The following is a 13,496-nucleotide window of genomic DNA, read 5'->3' as shown; positions in this document are numbered from 1 at the left end:
TTCGGCGCGGGAGACAGCGAAGCTGGTGCGCGAGACCGACTTCGACGCGGTCGAGGTGTGGGACGACGCGCCACCGCTCTCCGGCGCGCGCGGCATCCGCGCGCTGCTGTGGGAAATCAAGCGGCGCTGGATCTTTCCCGAACACGCCGCCGTCGTCATCGATCACCACCTGGGCACGCCGCCTCGAGTATCGAGCAGAGTCGAATGGCCGCCAAAAGATCTTCACGCACGACCATTTGACTCTGCTCGATATTCACGGGCTTCCTTTTGAGGGTGCGACGGGCGTCAGTGCAGGCCTCCAGGTGGTTCTGCGGACGTTCGGCCGCTTTCGGGCGGCCTGAGCGCGCGAAAGCACTTGCCCGGTAAGCGCCGCCGGTACACCTGCGACCTGGCTACCATGAGTGAGCCGCGCCACTGTGGGCGCGCTCGGACCCCTCGGGTCTCGGACCGCGCGGGCGCCACGAGCGCGGTTCACGGCATGGAAATCGGGAACAGGGATATGACGACTACAGACATCGGCTATGCGCATAAATCGGGCAAAACGGTCTACACCGTGCCGGAGGCGTTCCAGGAGACCCTGACCTTACGGCCCGAGCAGGTCGCGTTGCGGACGGTCGGCGGCACCCAGCGGATCACCTGGCGCGAGTTCGGCGAGCGGGTGCGCGCGATCGCGGCGGGCCTGGCGAAACTCGGTGTGGGGCGCGGCGACACCGTCGGCATCATGCTCACCAACCGGCCCGAGTTCAACCTGGTCGACACCGCGGCGCTGCACCTGGGCGCCACCCCGTTCTCGGTCTACAACACCTCCTCGGCCGAGCAGATCGCCCACCTGTTCACCGACGCGGCGAACAAAGTCGTTGTGACGGAACAGGTTTTCCTCGACAAGGTGACCGGCGCGGGCGTCGATCTCGCGCACGTGGTCCTGGTCGACGGTGCGGCGACGGGCGCCCTCAGCCTGGCCGACGTGGAGGCGAATCCGGCCGCCGACTTCGATTTCGACGCGACCTGGCGCGCGGTCGAGCCCGACGACCTGGCCACCCTGATCTACACCTCCGGCACCACGGGTCCGCCCAAGGGCGTCGAGGTCACCCATCGCAACGTGATCGCCCAGATCATCGCCCTGATCAACGGTCCGCTGCCGGTCGGCATCGACGACCGGGCGGTGTCCTACCTGCCCGCCGCGCACGTCGCCGACCGCATCTCCTGCCACGCCATCAACTTGGTCACCGGCGTCCAGGTGACCACCGTGCCGGACCCGCGCGAGATCGCCGCCGCGCTGCCCGACGCCCGCCCGACCACCTTCTTCGGCGTGCCGCGGGTGTGGCAGAAGATCAAGACCGGCATCGAGGCCAAGCTCGCCGCCGAGCCGAGCGGAGTGAAGAAGGCGCTCGCCGGCTGGGCCATCGAGACCGGAATGGCCACGGCCCGAGCCGATCTCGCGGGCAAGGGCCGAGGGCCGATCCTTTCGGTCCAGCACACGCTGGCCGAGGCGCTGGTGCTGTCGAAGCTGCGCCACGCCATGGGCCTGGACGAACTGCACGTGCCCGCGTCCGGGGCCGCGCCGATCCCGCCGGAGACCCTCGAGTACTTCCTCGGCCTCGGTTTCCCGATGACCGAGGTGTGGGGCATGTCGGAGACCACCGGCGTCGGCACGTTCACCGAGAAGGCCAAGCCGCGGCCCGGCTCGGTCGGCCGCCCGGTCGACGGGATGGAGCTGCGGCTCGACGCCGACGGCGAGGTCCTCGTGCGCGGGCCCATCGTGACCCGCGGCTACCGCAACATGCCCGAGCGGACGGCCGAGGCGATCGACGACGAGGGCTGGCTGCACACCGGCGACGTCGGCACCCTCGACCCCGACGGCTACCTGCGCATCGTGGACCGCAAGAAGGAGCTGATCATCAGCGAGGCGGGCAAGAACATCGCCCCGAGCAATATCGAGAACGCGGTGAAGGCCGCGTCCTCGCTGGTCGGTCAGGTCGTGGCGATCGGCGACGCCAGGCCGTTCATCACCGCGCTGATCGTGCTCGACCCCGACGTGGCGATGCTGCGCGCCAAGGAGTTCGGCGCCACCGACGCCGACGTGGCGACGCTGGCGACCCGCACGGAGATCGTGGACGAGGTCCGCGCCGCGGTGCGGGCGGGCAATGTGAAGCTCTCGCGGGTGGAGCAGATCAAGCGGTTCACCATCGTCGGCTCGGCGTGGGAGCCGGGCGGCGACGAGCTGACGCCGAAGATGTCGCTCAAGCGCACGCCGATCGCCCGGAAGTACGCGGCCGAGATCGACGCGCTCTACGCGAAGGACGTCTCCGACAGGGTCGTCGAGGTCAAGTGAGAAAGACTGTGGCCCTGAGCGTTTCGCCCAGGGCCACGACGTCTGTCCGAGTCTAGTTCTGCTCGTAGGTCGCCACCAGCGTCGCCCGCGCGATCGCGTGCGAGAACAGGTTGAAGCCGAGGTAGGCGGGCGAGGCGGACTCGTCGAACCCGAGGCTCTCCACGTCCACCGCGTGCACGACGATGAAGTAGCGGTGGTAGCCGTGTCCGGGCGGCGGTGCGGCGCCGACGAATCCATGGAAGCCCGCGTCGTTGCGCAGGGTGATCGCGCCGGTCGGCATCGCGCCGCCCTCCTCGCCGCTGCCCGCGCCGCCGGGCAGCGAGGTCGCGCCCAGCGGGACGTCGGCCACCACCCAGTGCCAGAACCCGGACGCCGTCGGGGCGTCGGGGTCGTACACGGTCACCGCGAAACTCTTTGTCTCCGACGGGAATCCGGACCAGGACAGCTGCGGCGAGAGATCCTTGCCGCCCGCGCCGAGCACGCCGCTGACCTGATCGTTGCCGAACGGCCGACCGTCGGTGACGTCGTCGGAGGTCAGCGTGAACGACGGCAGCTGCGGGAGCGCGTCGTAGGGATTGTAGGAGTAGTCGGGCACGGGTTGTCCTTTCGTCAGCTGTTCAGCAGGAAGTGTTCCAGCACCCGGGTGCCGAATTCGAGCGCGTCCACCGGAACCCGTTCGTCCACACCGTGGAACAGCGCGGTGAAGTCGAGTTCCGGTGGCAGCCGCAGCGGCGCGAAGCCGAAGCAGCGAATGCCCAAGCGGGCGAACGCCTTCGCGTCGGTGCCACCCGAGAGCATGTAGGGCACGGTACGGCCCTGCGGATCGTTGGCGAGGATCGCGTCGTTCATGGCGTCGACCAGGTGGCCGTCGAAAGTCGTTTCGTAGGAGTCGAGTTTGGTGATCCACTCGCGCTCGACGTCGGGGCCGATCAGCTCGTCCACCTCGCGCTCGAACGCCGCCTGCCTGCCCGGCACCACCCGGCAGTCGACCACGGCCTCCGCGGTCTGCGGGATCACGTTCGCCTTGTACCCGGCCTGCAGCATGGTCGGGTTGGCCGTATCCCGCAGCGTCGCACCGATGATGCGCGAGATCGTGCCGAGCTTGGCCAGCTGGCCCTCGATGTCGGGGCTCGCCGGGTCGAACTCCAGCCCGGTCTCCTCGGCGACCGCGGCGAGGAACTCGCTCACCGAGTCCGACATCACCAGGGGGAAGGTGTGTTTGCCGAGCCGCGCGACCGCGTCGGCCAGAATGGTGACCGCGTTGTCCTCGTGCAGGAACGAGCCGTGACCCGCTCTGGCCTTGGCGCGCAACCGCATCCAGCCGAGGCCCTTCTCCGCGGTCTCCACCAGGTAGAGCCTGCGGTCGGTGCCGTCCGGGCGCGGGACCGTCAGCGAGAAGCCGCCGACCTCGCCCACCGCCTCGGTGATCCCCTCGAACAGGTCGGGCCGGTTATCGACCAGCCACTGCGACCCCCACTTGCCGCCGTTCTCCTCGTCGGCCAAGAAGGCGAAGACGATGTCGCGCGGCGGCACGGTGCCCTCGCGCTTGAACTGGCGGGCTACCGCCAGCATCATCCCGACCATGTCCTTCATATCGATGGCGCCGCGCCCCCACACGTAGCCGTCGCGCACGGCGCCGGAGAACGGGTGCACGCTCCAGTCGGCGGCCTCGGCGGGCACCACGTCGAGGTGGCCGTGCATCATCAGCGCGCCGCGGCTCGAGTCGGCGCCCTTCAGCCGCGCGAACACATTGCCGCGCCCGGGCGCGCCCGACTCGACGTACTCGGTCGTGTACCCCGCCTGGTGCAGTTGGTCGGCCACCCATTCCGCGCACTCGCGCTCGCCCTTGGTGGTGGCCAGCTCGCCGGTGTTGGAGGTATCGAACCGAATCAGCGCGCTGACCAGGTCCACCACCTCGTCGACCGCGCGCGAGCTGCTGTTGGGGCCTGATGCTTCGACAGTTGTGGACACGTACCCTTTCCTACCACCTGCCCGGACCCGCGCCGCCCGGTCCCTCCCGCCCGCGCCGGCGCGCCGCGGCCGGACCGCACAGCTTACGGTCGCGATCGACGGGGGCGCGGGGGTCAGCATCACGGTGATCGCAAAACGACAGCGGCGGTGCGGTCCGCTCAGCGAAATCCGATGGCGCGACGGCCGGGCGGTTGGCAGAGTCGAGGGGTGCCTGATACCGATGTGTTGATCGTGGGCGGCGGGCCGACCGGCCTGCTGCTGGCGAATGAACTGGGTCTTGCCGGGGTGCGCACCGTCGTGGTGGAGCGCGACCTCGACCGGAGTCGCCAATCCAAGGCGCTCAATCTGCAGCCGCGGTCGGCGGAGATTCTCGACTGGCGCGGCTGGCTCACGCGGATGGAAGGGTCGGTGTTCGCCAACCTGCCGTGGGGCCACTTCGCCGGTATCCCACTGGATTACGGCAAGCTGGACACCAGGTTCGCCTATCAGGTCGCGATCGTGCAGGCGGATGTGGAACGCGCCCTGGAGGCCAACCTCGCCGGGTTCAGCGTTGCGGCGCGCCGCGGTCACGCGTTGCTTCGCCTGGACGCCGGGCTCGGCCCCGACGACGACCAGGTCACTGCGGTCGTGGCCACTCCCGACGGCGAGCGGCGGCTCACCGCGCGCTACCTCGTCGGCGCGGACGGCGGGCGCAGCACCGTGCGCAAGCTGACCGGCGTCGAGTTCCCGGGCCGCGACGGAAATGTGCCCGCCACGGTGTGCGACATCACGCTGGCCCGCAAACCCGCCGGGGTCGCCGAGGATTGGTCGCTGCCCGACTTCGACACCGAGCGCGCCGATTTCGCGTTCCTGCTGCCGCTGCGCGACGGGGTGTATCGGTTCGTGTACGGCGGCCCCTCGCAGGTCGGCGTCGACCGGGACACCCCGCTCACCGCCGACGAACTGCAACGCGCGCTGACCCTGTCCTACGGGCCCGATATCGAACTCGGCGAGCTGCGCTCCGGCTCCCGCTTCACCGACGCCGCCCGGCAGGCGAGCGAATACCGCACGGGCCGAGTGTTTCTCGCCGGCGACGCCGCGCACATCCACGCCCCGCTCGGCGGGCAGGGCATGAGCCTCGGCCTGCAGGACGCGTTCAACCTCGGCTGGAAACTGGCCGCCGCCGTGCACGGCTGGGCGCCGCCGCACCTGCTCGACACCTACCACGCCGAGCGGCATCCGGTGGCGGCGGCGGTGCTGGCCAACACCCAGGTGCAGAGCGTGCTCACCGCGCCGCATCCCGACGCGCTGCTCGTGCGGGACATGATCACGAATCTGCTGCGGCTGCCCGAGGCGAATCTTCAGGTTTCCGAGGACATTTCCGGGTTGAGCATTCGCTACGACCTCGGTGACGGGCTCGGCCACCGCGTGCCGGATCTCGACCTCGCCGACGGCACCCGGCTGGCCGAGCACGCGCGCGACGGGCTCGGGTTGCTGCTGGACGGCAGCCCCGACCATCGGTTCGGCCCGATCGCCGACGGCTGGAAGTCCAGGATCCGTTGTGTCGCAGTGGCTCCCGATCAGCTGGCCGCGCCCGCGGTGCTCGTCCGGCCGGACGGCTACGTGTGCGCCGCGAGCGACGACCCCTCGGCGATCTCGACGGCACTGACGTCATGGTTCGGCTTGCCCGAGTGACCCGTTCGCTCAGCGGTTGACGTGCTTGTGCACCGCGGTGCGCAGGCGGTCGAGCATGTCCTCCAGTACGGGCGGGAAGGTCGCGAAGTTCAACCGCGCGAATCCCGTTCCGCCCGGCCCGAAGTCGGGGCCGGGCAGGAGCCGGACCTTGGCATGCTCGAGGAAGAAGGCCGCGGGGTCGCGGTCGAGCTCGAGCGCGCGGCAGTCTAGCCAGGCCAGGTAGGTCGCGTCGGGGCGGCGGAACTCGATGCCGGGCGGCAGGGATTCGGCGACGAGGTCGCGGTTGCCGGTGAGCGTGCGGCGGGTGCGCGCCAGCCACTCGTCGCCCTCGCGCCAGGCGGTGCAGGTTGCGAGCACGCTCAACGCGCTCACCTGCCCGTACAGTTGCGGCGGCTGCGCGTCCAACGCCGCGCGGACCCGGGCGTCACCGACGTGGGCGACGCAGCACCGCAGGCCCGCCAGATTGAACGCCTTGCTCGCGGAGTTGAGAGTCACTGTGCGCGCGGCTATCTCCGGGCCGAGCGAGGCAAAGGGAGTGTGCCGGTGCCGGTCGTGAGTCAGCTCGGAGTGGATCTCGTCGGCGATCACGAGAAGGTCGTGCCGACCGGCGATCTCCGCGATGGCCGTGAGTTCGGCGCGGTCGAACACGTGCCCCGTGGGGTTGTTCGGGTTCACCAGAATCAGGGCGCGGCAACCGTTTCGGCTGATGTCCTCGGCCATCCGATCGAGATCGAAGGTCCAGCCGTGCTCGCCCGCGAGCATCGGGATCGGCACCAGCGGGCGCTCCATGATCTCCAGGGTCTGCAGGAACGGCGGGTACGCGGGCGTGTGCACGGCGACGGCGTCGCCGGGCGCGGTCATGCGGTCCAGCACGATCTGCAACACCTGGATGAGTTCGGTGAAGACGTAGACGTCGTCCGGGTCGACGATGAAGTCGTGGCGCTCGCGCATTCGATCGGCGAAGGCCTGCTGTAAGGGGTTGCGGTCGAGGCGGTCCTCCCACGCGGGGTAGCCGAGATCGCCGTCCGCCGCCCGGCGCAGCGCCGCCCGCACCGGGTCGGGCACCGGGAAATCCATGTCCGCGATCCAGGCCGGCACCACGTCGGCCCCGGCTCGTGTCCACTTGATGCCCACTCGCCGCCGGAGGGTCTCGATATCGCCGCGATCGTTCATGAGCCGACCCTAGAAGGAAGATCACCGGACGCGATTGACAATTTTCCCGCCCGCACGCAAGAATCTTGCGTGAGCGTCTTACCCCTGGATGACATCGACCATCGGCTGCTCGACCTCGTCCAGGTCGATGCGACCTTGCCGCTGCACGAGCTCGGCGAGCGAGTCAACCTGTCCCCCAGCGCGGTTCAGCGCAGGCTCACCCGGCTGCGTAACGGCGGCGTGATCACCGCCGAGGTCGCCGTGATCGATCCGCGGGCGGTCGGCCTGGGGCTCACCACCGTGGTGCTCGTCGAGCTGGCCGAGGACGACGCCGATCACTATCGCGCCTTCTGCGAGCGGATGCTCGCCGAACCGGCCGTGCAGCAGTGCTATTCCGTTGTCGGACAGTGGGATTACGTGGTCGTGCTGGTCACCGAGGATCTGGCCGCCTATCGCGCGATCTCGAACGAGCTGTTCGTCAGGGACAAGTCGGTGCACCGGTACGAGACGCTGCCGACCTACGAGCGCGTCAAAGCTCAACTCGCCGTGCCGTTGTCGCGTCTCGGTCAAGAGACCAAACCGTGATCGCCTTCACAGGAACTGCTTGGCGAACTGTTGCCGACGCCACGGGTTTCAGCGGTTTACTGGAGTAGTGCCGACGGGCGCACACCGGGTTCAGCCAAAGGAGGTCAGGCCATGTGCTCGGCACCTGCCACCGATGGCTCGGACACCGGGGCCATCCGGCTCACCGGTACCACGTGGGAGTCGCTGAGCAGGCGCGGTTCTCGCTCGCTCAACGCCGACGCCGCGGCGGCGGTCGCCGATCCGGTCACCGGACGGACCGCGTACGTCGTCGCCGACGGCGTCGGCGATCACCTGGCCGCCGCCCGCGCGGCCCGCACCGTGGCCGATGTCGCGGCCCGCGTCGGCGCGCGCAGCGGCGCGCACGCGGGAATCCTCGCCGCCCAGGAGGAGCTGCTCCGCCAGTTCCCGCAGTCCGAGGCCGACAGCGTCCTCGTGGTCGCCGTGCTGCCCTCTACGGGGCGGCCGGACGCGCCCGCCGACATCGCCTGGGTCGGCGACTGCCGCGCCTACCGCTGGAACGGCCGTGTGCTGCACCAGATCACCACCGACCACACCGTGGCCGAATACTGGCGTGCGCACGGCTGGGGTCCCCCGCCCCGACTGGACCACGTGGTCATCACCTCGGCCCGCACCGTCCGCCCCGCCGATATCGGCCTCGCCACCACCGGCTCCAGCGCGGGCCGCCTCCTGCTCAGCACCGACGGCGTCCACAAACGCCTGGACATGCCCGCGATCAAGGCGATCGTCGCCGACGAGAGCTCCGTCGCGCGGGCCGCCGACACCCTGGTGGACAGCGCCCTGCGCACAGGCGGAACCGACAACACCACCGCCCTGGTAGCCGACTGCCACCCGGCACCTCGCGCACTCGACGCGTAACCCACCCGGCGCCGACTCACACCCGTCGATCGCCCGCGCACCGAATCGCGTGCCATCGGGAACTGGCGAAAGTCGCTGCGCTGGTTGGACTCTGTGCGCGCCGCCCACGGCAAGCCGCGGTGAGATCAGTGATCATCTTGGCATTCAACGGAATTCGCGCCCATCGATACCCGACAATGGGAAACGCCGGTGTTTCGTCACCGGTCAGTGGCTGACAGGAGAGCCCGATGGCACAGCTCGAATTCCCTTCCACCGCATCCCATTCACCGATACCCGACCATTCCGGGGCGACCAGCGTGTTCGTCAACGGCTACCCGCCGCGGCGGCGGGGCCTGGTCCTACTACTCGGCGTGCTCGCCGGGTTCCTGCTGACCGTGGTGTGGTCGGCGCCCTTCGTGGACACCACGATCGGTGACACGGTGGCCGACGGGCTACTCGGCCACGACGCCAAGGACACCGCGATCACCGGCATCGGCGCGGGCATCGTGTTCGCGTTCGTCTCCGGCCTGGCGGGCACGTTCACCGCGTGCAATATCGCCGTCTTCGGAGCGGTGGCGCCGCTGGCGGGCAGCGCCGGCGGCTGGCGGAACCGGGTGCAGGCGGTGCTGCGGCCGCTGCTGTGGATGGCGGTCGGCATGGTCGTCGTGTCCGCCGCCTACGGTGTGGTGGTCGGCATCTTCGGCACCGACATGCCGCAGTTCGACACCGCGCCGAGCCTGCCCGGCCGGCTGTCGCCGCGGCTGATCCAGTCCATGGTGGTGTTCGGTGTGATCGGGGTGATCATGACCTACCTCGGACTCGCCGTCCTCGGTCTGGTGCGCGACCCGTTCGCCCGCGTCGCCGCCCGCTTCCCGAACGCACCGCTGGTCGTCTTCGGCGGCCTCATCGGCGCCTTCCTCATCGGACGCCCGTTCCCGTTGTTCCGCAAGCTGTTTCGCGACGCCGCCGAGGAGGGCAACATCCTCTACGCCGCGGGCGCCTTCGTCCTGCAGTCCCTCGGCAACATCACCATCCTCGCCGTCCTGCTGATCCTGACCGTCCTCGTCGGCGGGCGCCTGCAACGCTGGTTCCAGGCCGACCCGCACCGCGTCAGCGTCCTCAGCGCCGTCGCCCTGCTCACTGTCGGCGTCTTCACCTTCCTCTACTGGGACGTGCGCCTGCTCGCCATGCGCGACATCATCCCGTGGTATCCGGTGGCGCCCTGGGTGTGAGCCGAGCCTCAGCCGATCGCCGGTGCGCGGTCGGCCATGGCGGCGGCGGTCAGCTCGACCGAGCGGACTCGGTCATCGATCCGGTTCGCGTGGTGGGCGAGGATCAGTTCGTCGGCGCCGATGGTGGTGGCGAAATCGTCCAGGTACGAGGCGACTTCGCTCGGCGTGCCGACGGCGGTGTACTTGGTCATCGAGGCGAGCTGGCGGCCGTTGGGCGAGGCGAGGAACGCGTCGATCTCCGCGTCGGAGTAGCTGACGTCGGCCGCGCCCCGCTTGATCATCATGCGCGCCCTGGCCCGGTAGGCGACGGCCTTCTGTTCCGCGGCGTCCTCGGTGGTCGCCGCGGCGAAGACGTTGACGCCGGCCATGACGTACGGCTCGGCCAGTTGCTCCGACGGCCGGAATCCGTCGCGGTAGACGGCGACCGCCTGGTGCAGCGCGTCGGGCGCGAAGTGGGAGGCGAAGGCGTAGGGCAGGCCGAGCTGCGCGGCCAGCTGGGCGCCGAACAGCGAGGAGCCCAGAATGTAGAGCGGCACAATCCCTTCCGCGCGCGGCACGGCCTGCACGCCGGAGATCCGCGAGTGCCCGGACAGATAGCCCTGCAGTTCCAGCACGTCCTGCGGGAACGAGTCCGCCGACGACGGGTTGCGGCGCAGGGCGTACATGGTCTTCTGATCACTGCCCGGCGCCCGGCCGAGCCCGAGGTCGATCCGGCCGGGGAACAGCGTCTCCAAGGTGCCGAACTGCTCCGCGATCACCAGCGGCGAGTGGTTGGGCAGCATGATGCCGCCGGAGCCGAGCCGGATGCTCTCGGTCCGGGTCGCGACGTAGCCGATGAGCACGCTGGTCGCGCTCGACGCGATCGAGCCCATGTTGTGGTGCTCGGCGTACCAGACCCGCCGGTAACCACTGCGTTCGGCGGCCCGCGCCAGCGCGACGCTGTTGTCGAAACTGTCGCGCGCGGACTGGCCGGGCGCGATCGACGCCAGGTCGAGGATGGACAGAGCGGTCGTCATAGGACGTGGCCTTTCGTGGGTCAGAGAACGCGGTGTAGCTGTTCCGTGAAGGCGCGGATGCGGGCGTCGTCGCGGCGGTAGTAGATCCACTGCCCACGCCGGGTGGCGCAGAGGAAACCGGCGCGCTGGAGGATGGCCAGGTGCGCGGAGATGGTGGAGGCCGACGTGCCCGCCTTCTGCTGGATGAGGCCGACGCACACGCCGAGCTCGGCCGTCTCGCCGCCGCGTTCCGGGAAGTGCACGTCCGGCTCCTTCAGCCACTCCAGGACGCGCAGGCGTGTCTCGTTCGCCAGCGCCTTGCACTCGTCCAGCACGCTTACCGCCCTTCGGTATTTCGCTAATTAACGAACTTACTCCGCGCTGCGCCGCCCGGCACCATGACCCGGCTCACTCCCCGCACGGGCCGTCACACCGGCAGTCCGTCGCGCAGCCGGGCCGCCGCGGTGACGATCGACCCCGCCTGGATCGTGATCAACGCTGCCAACGGCACGGGCTCGCCGGGGGCGTTACGTTCGATGTCGGCGCTCCACCCGTCGAAAACCGTAGCGACGCGAGCCTTTTCGGCGGCGACCACCGGGGACGGGTCGCGCTCGGCCTCCGCGTCGAGCAGCCGCAGCAGCAGTCCCCCGGTGCGCAGGCGCAGCATGCCGGTCCAGACGTACTCCTCCATGAAGATCTCGCCGCGGGTCGCGAGGCGGTCCTGCCCCGAGGCCGCCTCCTTCTCGACGGCCATCTCCGACAGCGACGCAGGCACCGCGCGCAGCGCGCGTTCGAACGGGCTGCGACCGGTCAACCGATCACCCAAACGCTCGAGCACCTGCGCGACCAGTGCGGCGATCTCGCGGTAACTCGCCGCGCTGGAGCGCACCACGCTGCCGATCGAGCGATCGCTCACGGTCTTGTCGCCGATCCGCTCGTCGACCCACAGCGGCAGCTCGCTCACCAGCACGGCCGTCCCGTAGGGCGCCGCGTAGTCGCGACTGCCGCCGCCACCGATCGTCGCGACCGGATCCACGCCGACCGCCGTCAAGGCGTCGGCCATCTTCTCGAACGCGGGCAGCTCGAAGACGCCCTCGGCCCAGCGCGCCGCCCCCGGCGCGTCCGGCTCGCCCAGGAAGCGCGGCACGCCCGCGTCGTCGAGCAACCGCCCCAGCGCCGACCAGTAGCCGGCGTCCCCGCCGGAACAGTAGAAGAAGCCGCCGCCGAAGTCGGCGTTGTGCAGCGACGCGATCAGCGCGGGCTTCGTGCGGTCGATCAGCGCCATGAGCGCCCGCGTCTCCGGCATCGGCACGCCGACCGGCGCCCCACGCCAGGTGATCGGGAAGCACCACTCCGGCTGCTCGTCTCCCGCCGGACGGTAGTAGCCGCGGGCCACGCTGGTCCGGGTGAGCGGCCGGGCGAACCATCCTTCGTTCAGCCGGGTTCCGTCCGGGTCCACGCACGGCACGAAATGCCAAGTGGCACCGAGGGTATCCGCCTCGTCGCGAGCCAACCGACCGATCAGGTGCCGGATCGTCGCCATCCCGATGGGTTCGTTCGGGTGCGGGTTACCGAGGACGACGAGGTGGCGCGGACCCGTGCCGATCCGCACTTCGCGGAGGGGATCACCGCCGCGGGAGCGACCGATCTCCTCGACCGCGACCCGGTCCGGGTGCGCGGCCACCATGTCGTCGATGAACCGGTTGAGCTCGTCCACGGTCGGGAACGACGCGGTCCGCTCGACCTGCCCGACGATCGCGGCCACCTCGTCCTGCGGCACCATCTTCCGTCCCTCGTCTCTTCCACAACCGGCCGATGCCGCCGCGCCCAAGGCGGCGACCAGGGCAAACCATCTGCGTCGATCGAACTCGCGCATCACACCTCATTCAGTAATCTGATTATCTGAATAATGAGATTATCATCAAGGGATGAAGCGCGCCCAGATCCGGGAGAGCAACCGAGCGGCCCTGATCGCCGCGACGATCAGCGAGATCGCCGCGCACGGTTACCAGTCCGCCAGGCTCGGCGACATCGCCGACCGTGCCGGGCTGACCACCGGCGCGATCTACTCGATCTTCGGCAGCAAACGGGCCATGCTCGTCGCGGCCATCCATCGGATGGCGGCGGACTATCACGACACGATGCGGCCGCTGACCGATCCGACGCTGTCCCTCGCCGACGTGGTGCGCGGCTACGCGCTCGTGGTCCTCGACACGGCCGGGGAGGACCGCGCCCGTGAGTATTTCGCGTTCGAGCTGGAGGCCATGGCGGCCGCGCTGCGCGATCCGAAGTTGCTGTCGGAGATGGATTCCGAGGTCCCCAGCAGCCCCGAACTCTTGACCACGCTGCTCACCGACCGCGCGATCGACCGGGACGAAAACCGAGGACGACAGCCGAACAGGCCGCCCGGCTCGCCCCCGCCGTGCACGCGCTCATGAACGGATTCGCCCAGCACGCCGTGGTCACGCCCGACGAGGTGCAGCGCGACTACGTCCTCGAAGCCGTCGGCGCGCTGCTGCCCCTCATCGATCCACCAGCCTAAGACTCCCTGCGGGAGAACATATTCGGACCTTCAGCCGGGCGGCCAGACGAATCCGCCGCGCAGTTCCGCCTCCTCGGGGTGGATCTCCGGGACGGAGGGTTTACGCCGCCGCCGGGGCGGCTCGTCCCGGCCCGCCAGCGCCACGGCATTGCCGCCCC

13 protein-coding genes are annotated in these 13,496 nt (G+C 69.8%); 7 read left to right on the top strand and 6 right to left on the bottom strand.

Annotated elements, in window-relative coordinates; translation table 11 throughout:
• Both ON39_RS48840 and ON39_RS17530 read left to right on the top strand, forming a co-directional pair.
• The coding region (locus ON39_RS48840) for a hypothetical protein (protein ID WP_218006166.1) at positions 1 to 271 on the top strand (271 nt) is incomplete at its 5' end.
• 228 nt (positions 272 to 499) lie between these two features.
• The gene (locus tag ON39_RS17530; RefSeq protein ID WP_040735380.1) at positions 500 to 2,332 is read left to right on the top strand and encodes an AMP-dependent synthetase/ligase; all 1,833 of its coding nucleotides are present in this window, start codon (positions 500 to 502) and stop codon (positions 2,330 to 2,332) included.
• A 52-nt stretch (positions 2,333 to 2,384) separates the two neighbouring features.
• Here ON39_RS17530 and ON39_RS17525 read toward each other — a convergent pair whose 3' ends face one another.
• A complete protein-coding gene (locus ON39_RS17525) occupies positions 2,385 to 2,927 on the bottom strand; it encodes a YbhB/YbcL family Raf kinase inhibitor-like protein (protein WP_040735379.1) in 543 nt (180 codons plus the stop codon).
• Between the two features lie 14 nt (positions 2,928 to 2,941).
• Positions 2,942 to 4,303 (bottom strand): M20/M25/M40 family metallo-hydrolase, encoded by a 1,362-nt coding sequence (locus ON39_RS17520; protein ID WP_083894520.1) that lies wholly within the window; start codon positions 4,301 to 4,303, stop codon positions 2,942 to 2,944.
• Positions 4,304 to 4,510: 207 nt separating this feature from the next.
• Here ON39_RS17520 and ON39_RS17515 point away from each other — a divergent pair, with 207 nt between their 5' ends.
• Positions 4,511 to 5,977 (top strand): FAD-dependent monooxygenase, encoded by a 1,467-nt coding sequence (locus ON39_RS17515; protein WP_040735377.1) that lies wholly within the window; start codon positions 4,511 to 4,513, stop codon positions 5,975 to 5,977.
• Positions 5,978 to 5,986: 9 nt separating this feature from the next.
• Here ON39_RS17515 and ON39_RS17510 read toward each other — a convergent pair whose 3' ends face one another.
• Positions 5,987 to 7,150: a MalY/PatB family protein gene (locus ON39_RS17510; protein ID WP_040735375.1), complete on the bottom strand. Its 1,164-nt coding sequence runs from the start codon at positions 7,148 to 7,150 to the stop codon at positions 5,987 to 5,989.
• 69 nt (positions 7,151 to 7,219) lie between these two features.
• Here ON39_RS17510 and ON39_RS17505 point away from each other — a divergent pair, with 69 nt between their 5' ends.
• The 3 genes from ON39_RS17505 (at position 7,220) to ON39_RS17495 (ending at position 9,801) form a co-directional block, all read left to right on the top strand.
• The gene (locus tag ON39_RS17505; protein ID WP_040735373.1) at positions 7,220 to 7,714 is read left to right on the top strand and encodes an Lrp/AsnC family transcriptional regulator; all 495 of its coding nucleotides are present in this window, start codon (positions 7,220 to 7,222) and stop codon (positions 7,712 to 7,714) included.
• A gap of 111 nt (positions 7,715 to 7,825) precedes the next feature.
• Positions 7,826 to 8,590, top strand: a complete 765-nt coding sequence (locus ON39_RS17500; protein WP_051186750.1) for a PP2C family protein-serine/threonine phosphatase — start codon at positions 7,826 to 7,828, stop codon at positions 8,588 to 8,590.
• A 227-nt stretch (positions 8,591 to 8,817) separates the two neighbouring features.
• Positions 8,818 to 9,801 carry a sulfite exporter TauE/SafE family protein gene (locus ON39_RS17495; RefSeq protein WP_040735372.1) on the top strand — a complete coding sequence of 328 codons (984 nt, stop codon included), beginning with the start codon at positions 8,818 to 8,820 and terminating at the stop codon, positions 9,799 to 9,801.
• A gap of 8 nt (positions 9,802 to 9,809) precedes the next feature.
• Here the strand turns inward: ON39_RS17495 and ON39_RS17490 are convergent, their stop codons facing one another.
• The 3 genes from ON39_RS17490 to ON39_RS17480 form a co-directional block, all read right to left on the bottom strand.
• Positions 9,810 to 10,817, bottom strand: a complete 1,008-nt coding sequence (locus tag ON39_RS17490; protein WP_040735370.1) for an LLM class flavin-dependent oxidoreductase — start codon at positions 10,815 to 10,817, stop codon at positions 9,810 to 9,812.
• Between the two features lie 20 nt (positions 10,818 to 10,837).
• Entirely contained in the window at positions 10,838 to 11,131 is a 294-nt protein-coding gene (locus tag ON39_RS17485; protein WP_040735369.1) for an ArsR/SmtB family transcription factor, read from the bottom strand.
• A gap of 92 nt (positions 11,132 to 11,223) precedes the next feature.
• Positions 11,224 to 12,579 carry a M14 family zinc carboxypeptidase gene (locus tag ON39_RS17480; protein WP_040735367.1) on the bottom strand — a complete coding sequence of 452 codons (1,356 nt, stop codon included), beginning with the start codon at positions 12,577 to 12,579 and terminating at the stop codon, positions 11,224 to 11,226.
• 145 nt (positions 12,580 to 12,724) lie between these two features.
• Here ON39_RS17480 and ON39_RS17475 point away from each other — a divergent pair, with 145 nt between their 5' ends.
• On the top strand, positions 12,725 to 13,234 hold the full coding sequence (locus ON39_RS17475) for a TetR/AcrR family transcriptional regulator (protein ID WP_040735366.1): 510 nt from the start codon (positions 12,725 to 12,727) through the stop codon (positions 13,232 to 13,234).
• Positions 13,235 to 13,496 lie beyond the last annotated feature (262 nt).

The sequence above is a fragment of the Nocardia tenerifensis NBRC 101015 genome, from assembly GCF_000308715.1.
Taxonomy (GTDB): domain Bacteria; phylum Actinomycetota; class Actinomycetes; order Mycobacteriales; family Mycobacteriaceae; genus Nocardia; species Nocardia tenerifensis.
The sequence above is the reverse complement of the archived record's forward strand: the minus strand, read 5'-3'. Positions and strand labels throughout refer to the sequence as shown.

Excerpts from the sequence above, each read along its gene's own strand:
- ON39_RS17530 (WP_040735380.1), top strand. The coding sequence starts at position 500 with ATGACGACTACAGACATCGGCTATGCGCATAAATCGGGCAAAACGGTC.
- ON39_RS17510 (WP_040735375.1), bottom strand. The coding sequence starts at position 7,150 with ATGAACGATCGCGGCGATATCGAGACCCTCCGGCGGCGAGTGGGCATC.
- ON39_RS17490 (WP_040735370.1), bottom strand. The coding sequence starts at position 10,817 with ATGACGACCGCTCTGTCCATCCTCGACCTGGCGTCGATCGCGCCCGGC.
- ON39_RS17500 (WP_051186750.1), top strand. The coding sequence starts at position 7,826 with ATGTGCTCGGCACCTGCCACCGATGGCTCGGACACCGGGGCCATCCGG.
- ON39_RS17480 (WP_040735367.1), bottom strand. The coding sequence starts at position 12,579 with ATGGTGCCGCAGGACGAGGTGGCCGCGATCGTCGGGCAGGTCGAGCGG.
- ON39_RS17495 (WP_040735372.1), top strand. The coding sequence starts at position 8,818 with ATGGCACAGCTCGAATTCCCTTCCACCGCATCCCATTCACCGATACCC.
- ON39_RS17475 (WP_040735366.1), top strand. The coding sequence starts at position 12,725 with ATGAAGCGCGCCCAGATCCGGGAGAGCAACCGAGCGGCCCTGATCGCC.